Genomic DNA, 18,378 nt, shown 5'->3' on the forward strand with positions numbered 1-18,378 from the left:
TTCCCGCTGGAAAACCCGCTTTTATCACGATATCTTTAATGACCTACCGAATCACTAATACCGAGATTGGTGAATGCTTTGCCATATAGGCCGCTTGCGACCCAAAGTACTTCCGAACGCCACGTTTAGAGATCGAGCCAATAACTAGCAAATCTGGTTTAATGGCTGGAATAATATCCTTTACAATCATTTCACCAGGATCGCCTTCATCGACCACCGTGGTAACATCGGTGACGCCAAATTGTTTGGCTAACTTGGCATATTTTTGGACATGTTCTTCCAAATCAGCCCGTTGCCCATGAATAAAGTCCTTACTCATTGCTTCATAAACATTCATGTTATCTTGTTCCAAAATTGAAACAATCGTTAACTTGGCGTGGTCCGTTTTAGCCCGATTAATGGCATAACGAAACGCTAATTGTGCATCCTCAGAGTCATCAACCCCAACTAAGATATGTTTAAATTCCTTAGGACTCATTTCTGACATGATCCATCGCACCCCTCATCAAACTAAATTTGACTATTTTCGATTAACTTAATTTTCAATGAAAACGTTTTATTTGTCAACTGCCGCGCTAGGTTCATTGGTTTTCAAAACCCGCGCTGGATTGCCAACCACAATCACATTATCTGGAAATGAATGTGTCACCACAGAACCCGCACCGACAATCACATTATTCCCTAAGGTTACCCCAGGCAAGATGCTAGCGCCGCCGCCGATCCACACATCATTACCAATCGTAATTGGAGCCGTTCGTTCAGCTTCGGTCCGCCGAATAGCGGGATCGAGTGGATGTTGTGGCGTATATAAACCAACTTTTGGCCCAAACTTACAATCATTGCCGATTTTTATCAACCCTTCATCACAAAGTGTCACCCCATGATTGGCATAAAAATGGTTACCGATCGTGATATTCACGCCGTAACTAAATTCAAAAGTTGATTCGACGAAAAATCGATCACCAACTGAACGCAATAACTGCTTCATACCATTATTCCGTTCATCATTGTCGGCACATTGATTATACTTCATAATTTCACGTCGTACTAACCGGCGCCGTTCTTGTAAGATGGGCGATTCCATGTAGAGTTCGCCATTAATCATTTGTTGATACGCTGGGTCCTTATCGATTTCCATGCTGAACTTCCTTTGTTATTAAGATACTTTAAGCATACCACATTGCTCAAACTTGCTGTATGATGATCGGCAAGGAGGTCTTCACATGACTAAAACAGCAGCTGAAGAACGTCAAGCCCAACGTGATCGCGAACAACCAATTACCACCGACCAATGGGCTGTTGAGCAAACACGTACTGAGAAATTCGTCTTAACATCCGGTGATACGGCTAATCTTTATATTCATACCCCCAATTTTGTACCGTCACAAGGGATCGTAATTGATTTTCATGGCAGTGGTTTCGTTCATTTACATAACGATCATGACACCTATTTCTGTCGCCGACTCAGTGCGGCCACGCAATACACTGTACTAGATTTTGATTATCCCCTAGCACCTGAGCACCCTTTTCCAGCCGCCCTTGACGCTTGCGATGAACTCGTTAAGTACGTCCAAACGCACTACACCGATTATAGTGAGGCACCCGCGCAACGATTAATTTTGTGCGGACATAGTGCGGGTGGCAATCTGGTGATTGGTACTCAAATGCGGGCTTTGGCACGTCACCAACCCGTGGTCACATTGGCGATTCTGGATTACCCAGCCTTAGATCTGGACACCGATCCGGACGACAAATATTACCCAACCGGCGCGGTTATTCCATCTGAACAAGCTAAATTATTCAATCGTTTCTATCGAAAGAATATTCCACTAGGAAACCCTTATGTGTCACCCGTCCTAGCTAAACCAGCTGACTTAGTTGGCTTTCCACCAACTTTGATTCATACCGCCGATCATGATACTTTGGCCGATGAAGCTGAACAATTCGGTCGACACTTAGTCGCTGCACATACACCGGTGACCATGCATCGTTATTTAAATTCACTGCACGGCTTTACCGTGTCATTAACTGGCGACTACCAAGCCTCATTTTTAGCGATGGTGCAGGCAATTCAAGCGCTATAAACTCAAAAAAACGTCATGCAAGCTTTTACTGCGCTTGCATGACGTTTCGTATTTTTTGAACTAAAAATTAACCGATAAGTATGACTTGAGCTAAGCTAAATTAGCCACCTACGCCAGCCAAAGTACGGGCTTTCACCTCGCTTTTAAGCCTAGCCAAAACCGCTAGTCTTAAAAGTCGTCCACATCGTAAGCCCGGGAGAACCATCCGGACTAACGATGTTTTCACGGCCAGCGCCATCACTGCCTGACTCCGGTTATCTTTTGATTGTTACTTAAGTTTGTGATCACCACTATAACCGAGAGTGAGTCCACATTGAGCCCAGCCGTGGGAGTCTCTTAGCGATTTATCGCTAAGAGACTGGCGCTTTTGAAACACGGGTTTAGTGGTTCAAAACGACGGTTCAGACCGCCTTTTGGCTGAACCGGTCCGCCCACAGCGTTCCGGCTCAATGTGGGCGAACGGTAGGTGGCAAGTCAAGCCTATCTTTGATCAGTGCATATTGTTTAAAAACAACTTTCAGTCTTTAGAAGTTGTCTACTACTCACCGATAATCTGTACGACCGTCTTGCCAGTTGTTTCCCCATTCTTCAAAGCAGTTAATGCCACGACAGTTTGGTCAAATGGCACGACATCGCCTATCATTGGATCAAGCTGACCGTCAATGACTAGCTGGGCCACTGCCGCAGCCATCACCGCTAAATCGTGAATTTGGTAGTCATCATTAGACCGATAAACGCCACCTAACCCTGACCGGATTAAGCCCAGTGCCCGTTCATCAAGTTCAACATGTTCAGGATAGCCATCGCCAATGGCCACGATTTGACCATTGTAAGCCATTCGCGCTGTATCGGCAGCAAGTTCGTCACCACCGACCGTATTCAAGCTAACATCAACACCCCGACCATCGGTGGCCTCTAGTACCGCTGCCGTCACATCTTCTTGATGGTAATCAATAATCGTATCGGCACCAATTTTCTCAACTAATACCCGTTTGCGTGCCGAAGTGGTGGCGATTGTTTGTAGCCCTAACGCTTTTACCAGTTGCAAAGCCGCTAAGCCCACGGCACCGCCGCCAGCGTGAATTAACACGCTATGCACATTGGTCATATTGACCTTGCGATACAACGCCTGATAAGCTGTTAAGTTAGCACACAAGATCGCGGCGCCTTGTTCGTAACTCAACGCTTGTGGTAAGTGCGCCACGCTCGCAGCTAAAGTCGTGGTGTATTGGGCTAAACTCCCATTGCGTCGTAAATCGCCATGATAAAAGACACGATCACCAACTTTAAAGGCAGTCACCGCTTTACCAACACGGTTAACTTCACCCGCCACATCAATGCCAATCACATGCGGCGATTGCCACGTTGCAACACCGCTATCAATTACTTTATAATCAACTGGATTTAAGCCAACTGCGTGCACTTTCACCTGTATTTCATCATCTTCAGGATATGGCATCGCCACATCCACTAATTTTAAATTTTCCAAACCCAATTGTTGGGGATTGGGGACAATCCATGCTCGCATGTGTCTATCTCCTATTCGTCTAATTGTACGAAGTGTGTGTTTCCAAGGCCACCGCCAACTTGCATAACACTACCGCCATGGCGCAGTTTACCTAGGTTAACCGGGAAAAAGTTCAGTTGGCGCACAATCGCAGCAAAATCTTTTTTCGCAGCCACATCATCACCCGCATAAAATAAAACGCGTCGACCGGGACCGGTCACATGACCATCCATGAAGTCTGGTGGTAGCGTATTAAATGCTTTGATCACGCGGGCATTGTTCGCCGCCTTGGCGATCACTTCACTCCCCGTTAACGGAGCCGTTTTAATCTTCTTAAAATCAGCCGTAAATTGATTGGTCACATCAATCACAATCCGTTGCTCGAAATCTGAAACTTGTTGTAACACTGCGGGCGCCGTTTCAAAAGGTATCGCCACAATGACCATCGGCTGTTGCAAGGCTTCTTCAACAGTCACAAAACTCACATGCGGATCAAACTCTGATCGGCGTGACGCTAAGCTTGCTGGGCCATGTTGACGACTCAACTTCACTTGATGATCACCATGCGCAAACGTCTGTGCCAATACGGTTCCGACCGTGCCCGCACCAATAATCCCTATTTCCATCACTGTCACCGCCTTAAAATTTTAGTTGTTATAACTATTTTAATAGAAGTGATTTTGAATTGGAAGTCGGAGGCTTGAAAACTAAACGACAAAAAAGCCCGAGGCAACCCTCGAGCTTTCAAGACTATCGCTTTAAATAAGCTTGAATCCCCACTTTTAACCGATTCAATCCATCCATCAATTCACTAGTTGGACAAGCCACATTTAGCCGCAAATATCGGCGACCATCACCACGATAAACATCGCCAGCTGATAGGAACAATCCGGTGTTCGCCCGAATAAAGCTAGCCAATTCAGCGGAATCCGGTGTAATTTGCCGGACATCAAGCCAGATTAAATACGTGGCTTGAGCTTCTACCACGTGAATTTGCGGGACTTCTTGTTGCATAAACGTTTGCACTTGTTGTTGGTTGTCACTCAACTTTTTTCGCAATGCAGTCACCCAATCGGCGCCCTCACGATAAGCGGCAATGCTACCAGGAATTGCAAATGAGTTCGGTTCCGCAAGTTCATCATTGTTAATACCCCGACTCACTTGTGCCCGTAAATGGGCATCCGGAATGATCAGTGTGGCGGCATGGAGTGCGGCCACATTAAACGTTTTGCTAGGTGAGACACAACTGACACTATTTGCCGCAACCACTGGGGTTAACGATGCAAAGGGCGTGTATTCGTGACCATTCAACGTTAAATCACCATGAATTTCATCGACCACGATCACCACGTGATGTTTCAAGGCCAACTCGCCAATCTGTTGTAACGTTTCCCGTGACCATACGATGCCAATTGGGTTCTGTGGATTACACAAAATCATCATCGTCGTCAATGGATCGGCCATCTTAGCTTCTAAATCATCAAAATCAATCTGATATTGACCTTCATGATCGATCAAATCACTACTAAGCGTATGACGCCCATTGTTCTCAATCGAATGATAAAAAATATTATAGACCGGCGCTTGTACTAAGATATTATCCCCAGGCGTCGTTAGCTTACGGACCATCGACGAAATCGCTGGCACAACGCCAGTACAAAACAATAACCAGTCCAGTTGTGGCCGAAAATGATGTTGCGTTGCCCACCAGTCAGCCACAGCTTCATAATAGGCTGTTGGAATCGTTTCATAGCCAAAGATGCCAAAGCTAGCGCGTTTTTCTAAAGCTGCCGTGATAGCTGGAGCCGTTTTAAAGTCCATATCTGCCACCCACATTGGCAGTTCATTAGGCTTCACATCCCACTTAACTGAATTGGTATCGCGGCGATTGATCACCGTTTCAAAATCATACGGCATGGGGCACCTCCTGTTCAGTATCGACACTAATCGTGGTTTGATGCGGATCGATTTCAGGATCATCAAAAATGATCTTGCCAATCTTGGCGACATGAATCTCCCCACTAATCGGATTTTTAATACTATCGACCGTTGAGTTAATGTCCGCTTTGATATTGCGACAATATTCAAAGGCTAAATCCGTATTTAATAACGTACAGTTTTCCAGCGTCACATCGTCCATATAGCACAACCCTTGATCACTTTCGATCGTACAGTTGACGAAACGAATATGTTTGGAATTCCAACCTAAATATTCGCCAATAATTTGTGAATCATAAACCGTCACATTTTCACAATTCCAAAACGCATCTTTCGTCATTAAAGTGGCGTTATGAATTTCAATATTCTTGGCACCATCAAACGCGTAATTGCCAACTAAGCTAAAATCTTGGGCTTTAATATTTTCACTATTCATTCCAAAGTAATCGCCAGTCGCTTGTACATCGTTAAGTTCAATATCTTGGCAATTCCAAAGCGTTTCTTCTGCATCGGAAAAATGCACGTGATTGAGTTTGATTTGACTCGCACGCCGGAAAAGCTTTGGTGCTTGTAACGTACTGTTATTGATCGTGATATCGTGGGTATACCAAATTCCAGAACGTGACATCGTTTCAAATAATGAGTTGTCTACGGTCACATGTTGGCTATACCACAATGGATATTTCCACTTAAAAATGGCTTGGGTGAGTGCAATGTTTTGGCTTTCTTTTAATGGTGATTCGCCGTCTGCAAAAGTGGTGTTGTTAATCGTAAGGTCGCGAGCTTTGAATAGCGCCCGTTCGCCAGTTAATAATTGTTGATTAAGTGTTTTCAAATTTAATGGTCCCTCTTTTCAAAATCGATACGGGTTAGGTATCTGGTAGTATCATAGTCCCTTCGAGTTGGACGAAGGCAAGCCTTTTTACAAACTAAAAGTTAACAGCGATAGAAACGACTTTATCCAAAATTGGGCACCTGCGACAGCCAGTGATTCTGCCGACTGTGGGGACCGGTTCCAGCCAAAGTGCGGGCTTCCACCTCGCTTTTAAGCCTAGCCCAAACCGCTAGTCTCAAAAGTCGTCCACATCGTAAAGTCCGGCGCCATCACTGACTTCCGTTGCATCGCGAGCACTAATTAATTTAATCATCATTATAGCCGAGAGTGAGTCCACATTGAGCCCAGCCGTGGGGGCTCTTGGCGATTTATCGCTTAGAGCCTGGCGCTTTTGAAGCACGGGCTTGGTGGTTCAAAACGACGGTTCAGACCGCCTTTTGGCTGAACCGGTCCACCCACAACGTTCCAGCTCAAGGTGGGCGACCGACAGGCGGCAAATCGAAGTAACATTAGTAAAAAAGATCAGCCCCCTATTTATTGGGTGCTGATCTTTAGCCACTACTTCAACTTCACTTTAATTTTAAGCTTATTCGGAACTCGTACTGAACGCTGATATTTCCACCAACTTAAAGCACCAATGCCGTGTATGACTAGTGACAAAGCTAATAAAGGTAAAGTCAATCGTTTCAAACGCATGGTGTCACCTCCAGATTAATTACCGTTAGTGTACCACCTTAGTCGTCGACATGTGCGGCATTTTGCAACTGAATCATATCGTAATAATAGCCCTTTTGCGCCATTAACTCAGTATTCGTGCCGCGTTCAACAATTCGACCTTGTTGTAAGACTAAGATCAAATCTGCATTTTGAATCGTTGACAATCGATGAGCAATCGCCAAGGTCGTCCGATTAGCCTGAATCCGACTTAAACCGGTTTGAATCATCGATTCGGTCTCCGTATCCACATTGGCCGTAGCTTCATCCAAAATCAGAATTTTCGGATCGGTGACGATCGTACGGGCAAATGAAATCAGTTGCCGTTGACCAGCCGAATAACTGGCGCCTTTTTCCAAAACTTGTGCTTGATAGTTTTGTGGTAAATCTTGGATAAAGTCGTCGGCCGTCACAAATTTCGCGGCTGCTCGAACTTGTTCATCGGAAATATCCTGATTGAACATCCGAATATTAGATGTAATGTCCCCATAAAACATGAACGGTTCTTGTAACACGAGCCCCAACTTTTGCCGCAATTCTGCCGCCGGATACTCGCGAATGTCGCGATCATCAATCAAAACCTCACCTGACTGAAACTCGTAGAAGCGCATCAACACATTAATCGTCGACGTTTTCCCACTCCCGGTTTGCCCGACTAACGCAATCGTCTGGCCAGGTTCCGCGACAAACGAAACATCATTTAAAACTGGATGTTCACCATCATAGGCAAAAGTTACATGTTTAAATTCAATCTTGCCACGCGTAATTTTTGCATCTGGATCAGTGACATGTTGCGCCGGTGCAATCGTTGGATCGTCCATCACCCGCAACACCCGGGAACCAGCCACAACCCCATCTTGAAAGTCAGATAAGTTATCCATCATTTGCGTCATCGGATTGTAGAAATTGTCCAAGTAAGTAATAAACGCATAGACCCCCCCAGCAGCCACGTAGCCATTTAGGCCGCGAACCCCGAAGATTCCTAAAATCATGACCGTTCCTAACGCATAGAATAAGTTGATAATTGGACTCAATAACAATGAGTTGGTCCGAATCATCGCCTGCCGCGTTTTGAAATACGCATCATTAGTATGGTCAAATTCATCATTAATCCGATGTTCTTGGCGAAACTGCTGAATAACGCTGATCCCCGTAATGGCTTCGCTAAGCTTCGTATTGAGCTCACTTAACCGTTCCCGCATCCGCCGATAAACGCGTGAACTATACCGCTGATAGTACCAAATCGCGATACTTAAAAATGGCATAAATACGAGTAACCACAACGCAATTTCATGGTCAGTCAAATACATCGCAATAAACGATGAAATCACCGCAAAAAAGGCCGTAAACAGCGTATTAAATAATGCCAAAAAGTTGGAAAATGACATCGTATCATTGGTTAATCGCGATAAAATCGACCCACCGGAAACTTGATCGAAATAACGCATCCCCATGCGATGGAGTTTGGCAAATAATTGTCGCCGAACATTTTCCAGCATGTATTCCGCACCCATCGTACTGGTGTAATTTTGGAAGAATTGCATGACCGCCCGCATTAACATTCCAAACACATAAAGGCTGGCAAAATACCACATAATCGCAACGGTTGCCTGATTAGTCTTCAAATAATGATCAATAAACGTTTGTAACACTCGCGGCAAATAAATATTGATTAAACTAATGAGTCCTGATAACAAAATCGTTGCGCCAAAGAACCATTTGAACGGTTTGGCATAGGGCCACAACCGTCGAATCACATTAAATTGTTCTTTAACTGGCATACTGTGGGCCCACACTGATTCACGTGCTGCCATTATTGCACCGCCCCTTCCACTTTGGTTTCAAGCTGCTGGCGTTCGAAAATCGTTTGGTACCAGCCATGTTGTTGCATCAATTCAGCATGAGTGCCGCGTTCAACGATTTCTCCAGCATCCAACACGATAATTTCATCAGCATTCATGACCGAACTCAACCGATGCGCCGCAATAATTGTCGTTTTATCAGCGCGTTCTGCTTTCAAATTCGCCAGAATCTCGGCTTCCGTTTCAGCATCAACGGCTGATAACGCATCGTCCAAAATTAACAATTCTGGATTAATTAATAACGCCCGTGCAATCGCCAATCGTTGGCGTTGTCCACCAGATAACGAGATGCCTTGTTCACCAACTTGGGTATCGTAACCTTGTGGCATCGTCGCAATTTGCCCACTCAAGTCACTTTTGGCCGCCACGGCTTCAACCGTTGCTTGACTCGCTTTTGGATCAGCGAAACGAATATTTTCACGAATCGTATTCGAAAAGAGAAAACTCTCTTGTGGCACATACCCTAACGCTGGCAAGTAACTATCCAATGCATATTGCTTAATATCATGGCCGCCATACCGGATCTGACCCTCATAATTATCAAACTCACGTAATAACAATTTCATAATCGTGGACTTACCTGCGCCGACCCGGCCAACGATGCCTAATGTTTGCCCCGCCTTCAAATCAAAGTGAATCGACTTTAAGCTCGTTCCTGCATCATTAGGATAGTTGAACTGTGCAATCTCATAGTGCAAGTCACCAGTTGGTCGTTGGGCTAGCCCGTGCTGTTGATCAATAATCGCACTCTTTTGGTTTAACAATTCCATCACCCGATCATATGATGCATTACCACGTTCCATCGTGTTAAACAACATGCCGACCGCAAACATCGGCCAAACCATCATCCCAAGATAGGTCACAAATGAGACTAAGTTCCCGATTGTGATCGTGCCTCGCATCACGTACCAACCACCGAGTACAATCGTGGCGCCATATGACAACGCGATAATCACGGTAATCGCCGGATCAAATAACGAATCTAACACATTGACGTGACGATTAATCTTAATCGTTTCATCAATTTGGCGATTAAAGTCGGCAACATCGGCTTTTTCTTGACCGAGTGCTTTAATCACTTTAATCCCACTAATACTTTCTTGCGCTTTATTATTTAACCGTGAAAATGCCGCTTGTGACGCTCGAAACGCCGTATGAATCTTCTGCCCTAAATACCAGGACACCACTGCCAGCAACGGAAATGGTACGACGGCGATCAACGTTAGTCGCCAATCAATTAACATCATCATGGCAATTAACGTTGTGCCACCCGTAATAATGGAATCAGCAAACTGTAAAATTCCACCGCCAGCCACTCGTTCAACCGCCGTTAAATCATTCGTCGCATGGGCCATTAAATCACCGGTTCGATACCGTTGATAAAACGTCGCGTCCATTTTCATAAAATGCCAAAATAACCGTTCACGCAAGGTTCGTTCGAGACCAGCCGCGCCGCCCCAAATCGCATTGCGCCATAAATAACGCGTTAAATATTGCCCGATTGCGGCGGCGGCCACAATCACTAAATAAATCGTTAGCGTCTTTGCCGATAACGTATGCTGGTTAATACCATCGACGACATCGCCAATAATCCGTGGGGGCACAATCCCGATCAACGCCGTTAAAATCAGGCCAATCACCCCCGCCAAATAAAGCTTCCATTCACGGCGAAAGTACCAACCGAGTTTTATAAAGATCCCCATGAGCCACCTCCAAGTTTTAATTAAAATTTAATGAAACAACCGTTAATGTTACCACAGTTCCGTCAGTTCACTTGCGATTTTGTCTGACAAACCAAAAACACGCCGCTGACGATGATCGTCAACGACGTGTTTTGATTTAACGCTTATTTACCAGCCTTCATTTGGATCGGTGCATCTGAAGGTTCTTGCATGTTTTTCTTCTTCAAGAAGACCATTGAAGCCCATAATAAGATCAGCGAAACAACCGCAAATAAAATTAAAGTTGCAATGGATGACACGAACGTCCCAGTGCCCCAGCCACCGGTCAATGATTCCCGGAAAGCTAAGATTGAGTACGTTAATGGCAAGAATGGATGAATGACATTAAAGAAGTGGTTCGTAATTTCCATTGGGAAGGTCCCACCAGAACCACCAAGTTGTAACATCAGTAAGACCATCGCTAAGAAACGACCTGGGTTATCAAGTAACATCGACAAGAACATGACGATGAACATCGACGCCAGTGCGAATATAATTGCCGTCGTAAAGTAGCCTGCCATACTAATTGGTTTCAACCCAACAATCAATAACGCGATACATTCAATAATCGCCATCAAGATTGCTACCGGAACACCAACAGCTAACTTGCTCAAGAACCAGTCAGTTGCTGAACCATCATCATCGGCAATCCGACGAATTGGGTAAGCAAAGTTAAAGACAATCGCCCCAACGTATAATGCCAATGATAAGACATATGGTGCTAAGGCATGACCGTAGTTAGGTACATAACTGTAATTACTGTGCGTTAACTTAGAAGGTGTTGCAAACATTTGTGCATTCGCATTCTTCAATGGCGTAGCGTTAACCGTATCGGCCCCATCTTGAAGTGACGTTGCTAATGTGCCGTTACCATTCTTAAGTTTCTTCGTTCCACTTAAGAGTTTTGGTGAATTGGCATCAAGCTTGTCGGCCCCATCAGAGAGTTGTTGGACACCAGAAACGAGTTGACCAGTGCTGCCTTGTAAAGTTTGCATCCCAGTGTTTAATTGAGTAGCACCTGAATCTAGTTTTTGAACACCAGAGACTAGTGTTGGCACTTTGCCGTTTAAGGTAACTAAACCATTAGTTACTTGACTAGAACCACTGGCTAATTGTTGAACACCGCTAGTTAATGCTGGAATTTGACCATTCAAGGTTTGAAGCCCACCCGAAACTTGTTTAGAACCGTTAAACAGTTGAGAAACACCAGAAACTAGTGTTGGTACTGATTGGTTCAGTTGTGCAGTACCACTGGCAAGTTGTGAGGCACCATCAACTAATGCTGCTGAATTGTTCGTTAATTTCTTACCCCCAGCGTTTAAATCACTGATACCTTGAGTTAACGTTGGTACTTTACTGTTTAGAGCGTTTAATCCTGATGATAATTGACTAGCACCAGTATTTAAATTATTAGAATTAGCAGCTAACTTGCTAGTTCCAGCCGAAATTTTCTGTGAACCAGCGGTCAGTGCACTAATACCACTAACCATTGCAGGTGCTTTACTATTTAATTCACTTAATCCTGCATTTAATTTGGTTGCACCAGGTTGTAGTTTATCGAATCCGGCCGCGATACCGGTCGCACCCGCATTTAATTCTTCAATTTTAGGTGCCAATTGAGAAACCTGAGCATTTAACTGATCAATACCAGCCGCAATTTTCTGAGCAAGTTCAACTGTTTGAGCATCAGAATTAGCAGCTACGCCAGTCGTTGTGGCTTGTTTCAAAGCCGTTGCATCTGCCTGTAATGCTTTAGCTGTCGTAACTGCAGCCGTATTATTATTAGCAGTCGTCGTGCTAGTACTTTGACCAGATCCCTTTAAAGTAGCCTTTAAATCATCAACTTGTTTTTGACTTAACCCATCCTTAGAAGCGACTGCATCAATTTTGCTATTAATTTCAGTATCACTAGTACCACTAGTTGTTGTTTTGCTTGTATCCTGATTAGTTGCCGCTACCAATTGGTCAGTTTTACTTTGCATTTCGCTAGTTAAACTTTGAATTTTAGTCGTGTTAGTTGATGACGAAGCCGTTGGTGTTGCCGACAACAATTTCACCAGTTGAGCCATGCTAGCTTGCAAGGTTTGTACACTAGTTTGAGCAGCTGGTAATTGTGTGTTCAAACTAGTAGTTCCTGCTGCTACCGCTTTACTGATTGGTTGTGCAGCGTTGATTCCTTCTAATAAACTAGTAGAACCAGCATACAAAGACTGACTATCAGTTCCTAAACTACTCGTACTAGTCTTCAAATCGGCTAATTTACTGGATAAGTTTTGAGCACCAGTATTAGCTGAATCTACACCAGCCGTATATTCAGTTAAACCCCTTGTTAAGTTTTTAGAGCCGGTCTCTAATGCAGTAACACCGCTAGATAACTCGCCCGTTTTACTATTTAGTGTCCGAATACCAGTCGACAATGTATAAACACCATCAGTATAAGTGACAACACCAACTTTTAGAGCTTTTGAACCGTCAGCTAACTTAACTACGCCACTAGCTAAGGCTCCGGTTTTACCATTCAAAGTACCTAAACCACTCGTTACTTGACTTGAACCACTAGCTAACTTATTAACCCCACTAGCCAACGCCCCAGTCTTACCATTCAAGGTATTCAAGCCGCTCGTCACTTGACCTGACCCGCTAGCCAATTTGCTAACACCACTAGCTAATTCGCCAGTGCTACCATTTAAGGTATCAAGACCACTCTTCAATTGACTGGTCCCGCTAGCTAACTTGTTAATCCCAGCAGGCATCTTTTTAACCTTGGTATTCAACTCGGTAGTCCCGTTTTTCAACGTGTGAACCCCAGTCGTGTACGTCTTCAAGCCATCTTGTAATACGACTGTCCCATCTTTCAACTGACGGGCACCTTTAGCCGCTTTTTCAAACCCTTTACCAGCGGTTTTAACTTGTTTGAACATCGCCAAAGCATACGCCTTCGTCACTGAAGCCCGCACAGTGGTATTCAACTGAGTTGCCCCAGTATCACTAATGACTTTAGCAATATAGTTCAAGGAGGCATTGGTCGAATAATGTAACTTCATCCGTTTAGGATTTTTACTCGTGACCGTTGTGGCATTCTTGGAGAAATTACTTGGAATGGTCACAACTGTATAGTACTTATGCTGTGCCATCCCCTCTTCTGCCTTATCCGCTGACACAAAACGCCATTTCAATTGATCATTTTTCTTTAAGTTCTTAACCATTTGTTCACCAACGGCTAAACGTTCACCTTGATAATGAACCGGTTTATCATTATTAACCACCGCTACTGGTAAGTTCTTCGTATCCCCATACGGATCCCAGACCGAAGTCAGGAAGAACACACTATATAGAAATGGAATCAGAATCATGACTGAGACTGAAAGCCATAAAATTTTACTATGACGAATTGATCGCCATTCCTCGCTAATCATCTTCACTACATGGAACCTTCCTTCACCTAAATAAAATTCATACCGAATGCTGCTCGAGTGAGAAAAACGTCGCCAACGTCGTCTGAATTGCCGCTTGCGTTTCAGGAGACGCGCCGTCTAAGCGCTCACTATTTAACCACTGCACAATACTCGTAATCGCCCCACTCACCAGGTAAGCCGTTAAATCCGGTTGAGCCGCTTTGCGAATCATGACAAAAACATGATCGTGCGCCCCAGTTTGCGCGATCGCTAAGAAACAAGCATTCACCACTTGTTGCGAGCGATTATTATCGCCTTCCGTATTCGTCACGAGTAAGTGCCGTAAAATCTGAGTATGTGTCCCGATAAATCGGGCCATCACGCCTGAGCCGGCCGCATTCGCTTGTTCCGCCGCCAGTAAATCTTCAATCGCCCGCATCACCAATTGCGTCAGTAAATCGAATTTGTCCGTATAATACCGATAAAAGCTACTACGATGAATGAGCGCTCGCGTACAAATCTGTTCAACCGTAATTTGTGACATCGACCGTTCTTCTAACAGTTGGTACATTGCGCGCTGCAAATCCAGCTCCGTGCGCACTGAAATTGTAACCACCCCTTTTGACCTTTAATTCTTCCATTCGAATATTAGAATTAATCAGACCTAAAACGACGTTGCTCCCGAGGCAACGCTTTTAGTCCCCTAATGTAAATATGGCTTTTGCTTTAAATCTTCACGTAACGTATGAATCAGATGTTCCACTTTGGTGAGTGGGCCATCAAACGTCACATGATAATAATTGCGGGTTCCTTGGCGTTCAACTGTCACAAAGTGATGATCTTTTAGCGTCTTCAATTGATGTGAGACGGCCGGTTGTGAAATCTGCATAATCTTTGTTAACTCACCGACGGTCAACCCTTTTGCATGTTGCGTCAATTCGATCATAATTTGTTGACGACGTTCATCTGCGAGTGCCTCAAAAATCGGAATTGTTTCGCGAAATTCTTGTAGTGCCGCTTCATTGGGATTCATGTTTTAGCCTCCTTTATTCTTATATTCTAATATTTGAATGAATCAATATTAACTCATTTTCCCGCACTTGACAACCCACTAATGCGTGCCAAGCACAAAAAAGCACCCGACCGGCAGAACGGTCAGGTACTCAAAGGGTAATTGCAATCCAACGACTGATTCGCAATGTCTTGGTTGGGAGCCGAGACATCGTTATGGAAAAGTCACAGGTCTTCTGGGAAGGATTAACCAGTGACTCAGGTCGCACGACTATATAACGTTACTTGTCAATATAATATAAGAGAAATAATTGCTATCAACGGCGGTTAAGCAACGCTATGTCTTATAGTATAAACACATTTATCGAATTTACTAGCGATGATTAAACCATTTTGTCGCAAAACAGGACAGATTAACCTAACTGTCTTAGATTTCCTAAAAAGCCTATACATTAGGAAAGAAAACGGTTTAAATAGATCTATGCCAATATCTAAATCCAGCAAAAAAGACGCCAACCTCATCGATTGCCGTCTTTATAATCAAAATAATTAGTTTGCTTTATTAAGTGCTTTCTTAGCGTATTTATAGCCATACTTCACCAGTTCTTTTTCAACTTGCTTACTGGTTGTGGTTTTACTTGAATAACTACCTGAGCTTGTCGCTGTATTATTACTACTCGTGACCTTATCCGCGCCAGCAACTTGCATGCTTGCATCGGCTTTACCGCGACCTGTTGCATAATCAAAGCTAACTCCTGGTTCAACGTTCCAGATATAAACATTAAAGTTCACACTACCATCCGTCGAAATCGCTTGTGACCAGTAGCCACGTGGCATCAATTCATTACCACGGAACACGGTAGTGACGCGATAAATCACTTTCTTGCCTTGTTCCAATGCAGTGCGGACTTGGTTTTCATAAATCTGCATCGTCTGTTGATTGGAATAAGCTGTTTGCGTCGCTAAGTTCTTAGGGTTATCCAATGAGCCATCCTCGCCAGCTTTATAAACACCTGTATTCGTCAAATTAAATGATAACGTGTAGGCAATCAGATGACCGCGGTTTTGCGGATAAACCCGTTTCCCGTTAACCTTGATCGCTTGATTATGCCAACCAGTTGGACTCCATGTTTGGGCCGTTCGACCGGCAGAGCGACCTAAATTAGCCTTGCTCAAATAAGCCGTATCCGTTGTTGTCCGGTTCAAACTGTCCAAGTCACCATAATCAATCTTAGAATGTTTCCACAAACTGGCCTTCAACGTACTCTTACCGCTGTTCACCTTAATCGCCGCCGCGCCACCAGATTTATAAGTCTGTTTCGCTAAACTAGCATAAGTCCCCTTGACGTTCCCACTGGTAGCCTTACTACTCGTGCTACTATCTGATGAACTCGAGTCACTTGCTAATTGATCCAAACTACTACAGCCGCCAAGTAGTAGTGCTAACCCTAAAATACTCACTATGGTGCCTAAACGCCATCGTTTCATGATTTACTCCGCCCCATCTATCTAAAATTTACAGTTTCTATCATACCGTAATTCCAGAAGGGGAACAAACGTTTTATGACAAATGACGTAAAGTTAACCAATCCGAACGTAAAATGCCATATTTTACGGAGTCAAAGTACTGATCTTGCCAGTAGCGTACTTGGGGAATCCGGCCTTCTTGATTGAGACCAATCTTGCTAGCTAGGTGCATCATCCGTTCATTACCCGACCAAGTCGTTAACCCGATATGCGGTAAATCCGTGACCGCTTGGAAGAGATGATCCAGCCACAATGGCAAGGCCTGTTGACCAATATGTTGGCCCCAATGCGTATCATCGAAAATTAAAATGCCTACTTCTAACCAACGTTTTAAGTCATCATCCACAAAGTGATAATTCACGCTACCGACAATCTGTTCATCTACGGTAATCACCCAATTACGTTGATCGTCCAGCCAATCATGTGGCCCGATCAAATGAGTAAAGACGACTTCACTCGGTAATTCATCATGAAAATACGGCCCATTCCACTTTAGCCACTCTGCTTGTGGATTACTGAATCCAATTTGCCACAGCGTCGTGAGCTCTGTCGGTTGTACTGGTCGAATCTTAACTGTTGCCATGTTACCACCCCGTTTGTTATGTATGCGTTACTTATTTAGTACTAATTTCCAATATCAACTATCCTCACCCTTGCCACCTACCGTTCGCCCACCTTGAGCCGGAACGCTGTGGGCGGACCGGCCGAGCTCAAGGTGGACTCACTCTCGGTTATACTAGTTACCGAATCAGTTAATACCGGTACGTTTTCTATCGCATCATTATCTTTCACCCTTTAGATGACTGATTCTTAGTATAGAGAAAGACCGCCTTAGCAACAACTAAAGCGGTCAAAAATAATGCTATTCGGCAAATTCTTCTTTAATTAAGTCGGCGATTTCTTGCGCGTGTGTTTCTAACGCAAAGTGTCCGCTATTTACAAGTTCAACCCGGGTTTTAGTATCATCCTGTTTAAAGGCTTCGGCACCGGGATAAATGAACGATGGATCATTCTTCCCCCAAACAGCCAATAGTTTTGGTTGATGTTCCCGTAAATAGGCTTGAAATTGAGGATAACGTTTGATGTTATTTTGGTAATCAAAGATTAAATCTAATTGCCGTTCAGCGTAGTCAGGTGTTTGCGTGTACGCAATATCCAACGTATAGCCATCTGGTGAAACTTTACCGGGTTCCGTCCCAAAGGTGTATTGCCCTTTAATCGTGGCTGGCGCAAACGCATTACGATAACTGTCGCGTTTTTCGGCTGTTGGATGATCCCAGAAGTCTTGCCGAGTCGCCCATTTGTCACCAAGACCTGCTTGATAAACATTCCCATTTTGACTGATGATCCCAGCGATCCATTCGGGATGCGTCATTGCAATTTGAAAACCAATGGGTGCGCCATAGTCAAAAACATATAGATAGAATTTCGTTAAATTCAGCTTTTCAAGAAATGCCGTCATAACCTTGGCTAAATGATCAAACGTATAATCGAATTCGGTGTGTAATGGCGCACTTGATTGACCAAAGCCAGGAAAATCTGGGGCGATCAAGTGAAAGTTGTCTGCCAAGGCTGGCATTAAATCCCGAAACATGTGACTAGCTGATGGAAAGCCGTGGAATAAAACCAGGGTTGGTTTGTTGACGTCCCCTGCTTCGCGATAAAAAATATTTAAGCCGTTTACGTCGATTGTTTGATATTTAGTCATGATGAAGATCTCCTTAAGTTGTTTTTGTATTTCGTGTATGTACACAGTATAGAATCAAAAACTGATAAATACAACC

15 protein-coding genes are annotated in these 18,378 nt (G+C 44.1%); 1 reads left to right on the forward strand and 14 read right to left on the reverse strand.

What is annotated here, in order from left to right; all coding sequences use genetic code 11:
- Positions 1-43: 43 nt before the first annotated feature.
- Positions 44-487 (reverse strand): universal stress protein, encoded by a 444-nt coding sequence (locus tag FFM84_RS13745; RefSeq protein WP_130845852.1) that lies wholly within the window; start codon positions 485-487, stop codon positions 44-46.
- 69 nt (positions 488-556) lie between these two features.
- Positions 557-1,138: a sugar O-acetyltransferase gene (locus FFM84_RS13750; RefSeq protein ID WP_130845853.1), complete on the reverse strand. Its 582-nt coding sequence runs from the start codon at positions 1,136-1,138 to the stop codon at positions 557-559.
- Between the two features lie 85 nt (positions 1,139-1,223).
- On the opposite strand from FFM84_RS13750, the gene FFM84_RS13755 reads away from it, so the two are divergent.
- Positions 1,224-2,084: an alpha/beta hydrolase gene (locus tag FFM84_RS13755; protein ID WP_130845854.1), complete on the forward strand. Its 861-nt coding sequence runs from the start codon at positions 1,224-1,226 to the stop codon at positions 2,082-2,084.
- A 538-nt stretch (positions 2,085-2,622) separates the two neighbouring features.
- Here FFM84_RS13755 and FFM84_RS13760 read toward each other — a convergent pair.
- From FFM84_RS13760 to FFM84_RS13815, 12 genes are all read right to left on the reverse strand, one after another.
- Positions 2,623-3,612, reverse strand: coding sequence for a zinc-binding dehydrogenase (locus FFM84_RS13760; RefSeq protein ID WP_130845855.1), 990 nt, complete (start codon positions 3,610-3,612; stop codon positions 2,623-2,625).
- Between the two features lie 11 nt (positions 3,613-3,623).
- Positions 3,624-4,217, reverse strand: coding sequence for an NADPH-dependent F420 reductase (locus tag FFM84_RS13765; RefSeq protein WP_130845856.1), 594 nt, complete (start codon positions 4,215-4,217; stop codon positions 3,624-3,626).
- A gap of 124 nt (positions 4,218-4,341) precedes the next feature.
- On the reverse strand, positions 4,342-5,508 hold the full coding sequence (locus FFM84_RS13770) for a MalY/PatB family protein (protein WP_130845857.1): 1,167 nt from the start codon (positions 5,506-5,508) through the stop codon (positions 4,342-4,344).
- Entirely contained in the window at positions 5,498-6,364 is an 867-nt protein-coding gene (locus tag FFM84_RS13775) for a DUF3737 family protein (RefSeq protein ID WP_130845858.1), read from the reverse strand. The genes FFM84_RS13770 and FFM84_RS13775 overlap by 11 nt, the downstream gene beginning before the upstream one ends.
- A gap of 734 nt (positions 6,365-7,098) precedes the next feature.
- Positions 7,099-8,892 (reverse strand): ABC transporter ATP-binding protein, encoded by a 1,794-nt coding sequence (locus FFM84_RS13780; RefSeq protein WP_130845859.1) that lies wholly within the window; start codon positions 8,890-8,892, stop codon positions 7,099-7,101.
- Positions 8,892-10,643: an ABC transporter ATP-binding protein gene (locus FFM84_RS13785; protein ID WP_130845860.1), complete on the reverse strand. Its 1,752-nt coding sequence runs from the start codon at positions 10,641-10,643 to the stop codon at positions 8,892-8,894. The genes FFM84_RS13780 and FFM84_RS13785 overlap by 1 nt, the downstream gene beginning before the upstream one ends.
- A gap of 143 nt (positions 10,644-10,786) precedes the next feature.
- The gene (locus FFM84_RS13790) at positions 10,787-14,077 is read right to left on the reverse strand and encodes a YhgE/Pip domain-containing protein (RefSeq protein ID WP_130845973.1); all 3,291 of its coding nucleotides are present in this window, start codon (positions 14,075-14,077) and stop codon (positions 10,787-10,789) included.
- Positions 14,078-14,114: 37 nt separating this feature from the next.
- Positions 14,115-14,657: a TetR/AcrR family transcriptional regulator gene (locus FFM84_RS13795; protein ID WP_225425321.1), complete on the reverse strand. Its 543-nt coding sequence runs from the start codon at positions 14,655-14,657 to the stop codon at positions 14,115-14,117.
- Between the two features lie 102 nt (positions 14,658-14,759).
- Positions 14,760-15,089, reverse strand: a complete 330-nt coding sequence (locus FFM84_RS13800; RefSeq protein ID WP_130845862.1) for an ArsR/SmtB family transcription factor — start codon at positions 15,087-15,089, stop codon at positions 14,760-14,762.
- A gap of 527 nt (positions 15,090-15,616) precedes the next feature.
- Positions 15,617-16,555, reverse strand: coding sequence for a DNA/RNA non-specific endonuclease (locus tag FFM84_RS13805; RefSeq protein ID WP_130845863.1), 939 nt, complete (start codon positions 16,553-16,555; stop codon positions 15,617-15,619).
- Between the two features lie 73 nt (positions 16,556-16,628).
- On the reverse strand, positions 16,629-17,177 hold the full coding sequence (locus FFM84_RS13810) for a GNAT family N-acetyltransferase (RefSeq protein ID WP_130845864.1): 549 nt from the start codon (positions 17,175-17,177) through the stop codon (positions 16,629-16,631).
- A 279-nt stretch (positions 17,178-17,456) separates the two neighbouring features.
- Positions 17,457-18,302 carry an alpha/beta fold hydrolase gene (locus FFM84_RS13815; protein WP_130845865.1) on the reverse strand — a complete coding sequence of 282 codons (846 nt, stop codon included), beginning with the start codon at positions 18,300-18,302 and terminating at the stop codon, positions 17,457-17,459.
- Positions 18,303-18,378: the final 76 nt, after the last annotated feature.

Origin of the sequence: Lactiplantibacillus mudanjiangensis, assembly GCF_005405385.1 — a bacterium.
Classification (GTDB): domain Bacteria; phylum Bacillota; class Bacilli; order Lactobacillales; family Lactobacillaceae; genus Lactiplantibacillus; species Lactiplantibacillus mudanjiangensis.

Bases quoted from the DNA above. Each gene is read 5' to 3' on its own strand.
- FFM84_RS13765 (WP_130845856.1), bottom strand. From the start codon at position 4,217: ATGGAAATAGGGATTATTGGTGCGGGCACGGTCGGAACCGTATTGGCA.
- FFM84_RS13745 (WP_130845852.1), bottom strand. From the start codon at position 487: ATGTCAGAAATGAGTCCTAAGGAATTTAAACATATCTTAGTTGGGGTT.
- FFM84_RS13750 (WP_130845853.1), bottom strand. From the start codon at position 1,138: ATGGAAATCGATAAGGACCCAGCGTATCAACAAATGATTAATGGCGAA.
- FFM84_RS13785 (WP_130845860.1), bottom strand. From the start codon at position 10,643: ATGGGGATCTTTATAAAACTCGGTTGGTACTTTCGCCGTGAATGGAAG.
- FFM84_RS13805 (WP_130845863.1), bottom strand. From the start codon at position 16,555: ATGAAACGATGGCGTTTAGGCACCATAGTGAGTATTTTAGGGTTAGCA.
- FFM84_RS13760 (WP_130845855.1), bottom strand. From the start codon at position 3,612: ATGCGAGCATGGATTGTCCCCAATCCCCAACAATTGGGTTTGGAAAAT.
- FFM84_RS13755 (WP_130845854.1), top strand. From the start codon at position 1,224: ATGACTAAAACAGCAGCTGAAGAACGTCAAGCCCAACGTGATCGCGAA.
- FFM84_RS13815 (WP_130845865.1), bottom strand. From the start codon at position 18,302: ATGACTAAATATCAAACAATCGACGTAAACGGCTTAAATATTTTTTAT.
- FFM84_RS13770 (WP_130845857.1), bottom strand. From the start codon at position 5,508: ATGCCGTATGATTTTGAAACGGTGATCAATCGCCGCGATACCAATTCA.
- FFM84_RS13810 (WP_130845864.1), bottom strand. From the start codon at position 17,177: ATGGCAACAGTTAAGATTCGACCAGTACAACCGACAGAGCTCACGACG.
- FFM84_RS13780 (WP_130845859.1), bottom strand. From the start codon at position 8,892: ATGGCAGCACGTGAATCAGTGTGGGCCCACAGTATGCCAGTTAAAGAA.
- FFM84_RS13800 (WP_130845862.1), bottom strand. From the start codon at position 15,089: ATGAATCCCAATGAAGCGGCACTACAAGAATTTCGCGAAACAATTCCG.
- FFM84_RS13790 (WP_130845973.1), bottom strand. From the start codon at position 14,077: ATGATTAGCGAGGAATGGCGATCAATTCGTCATAGTAAAATTTTATGG.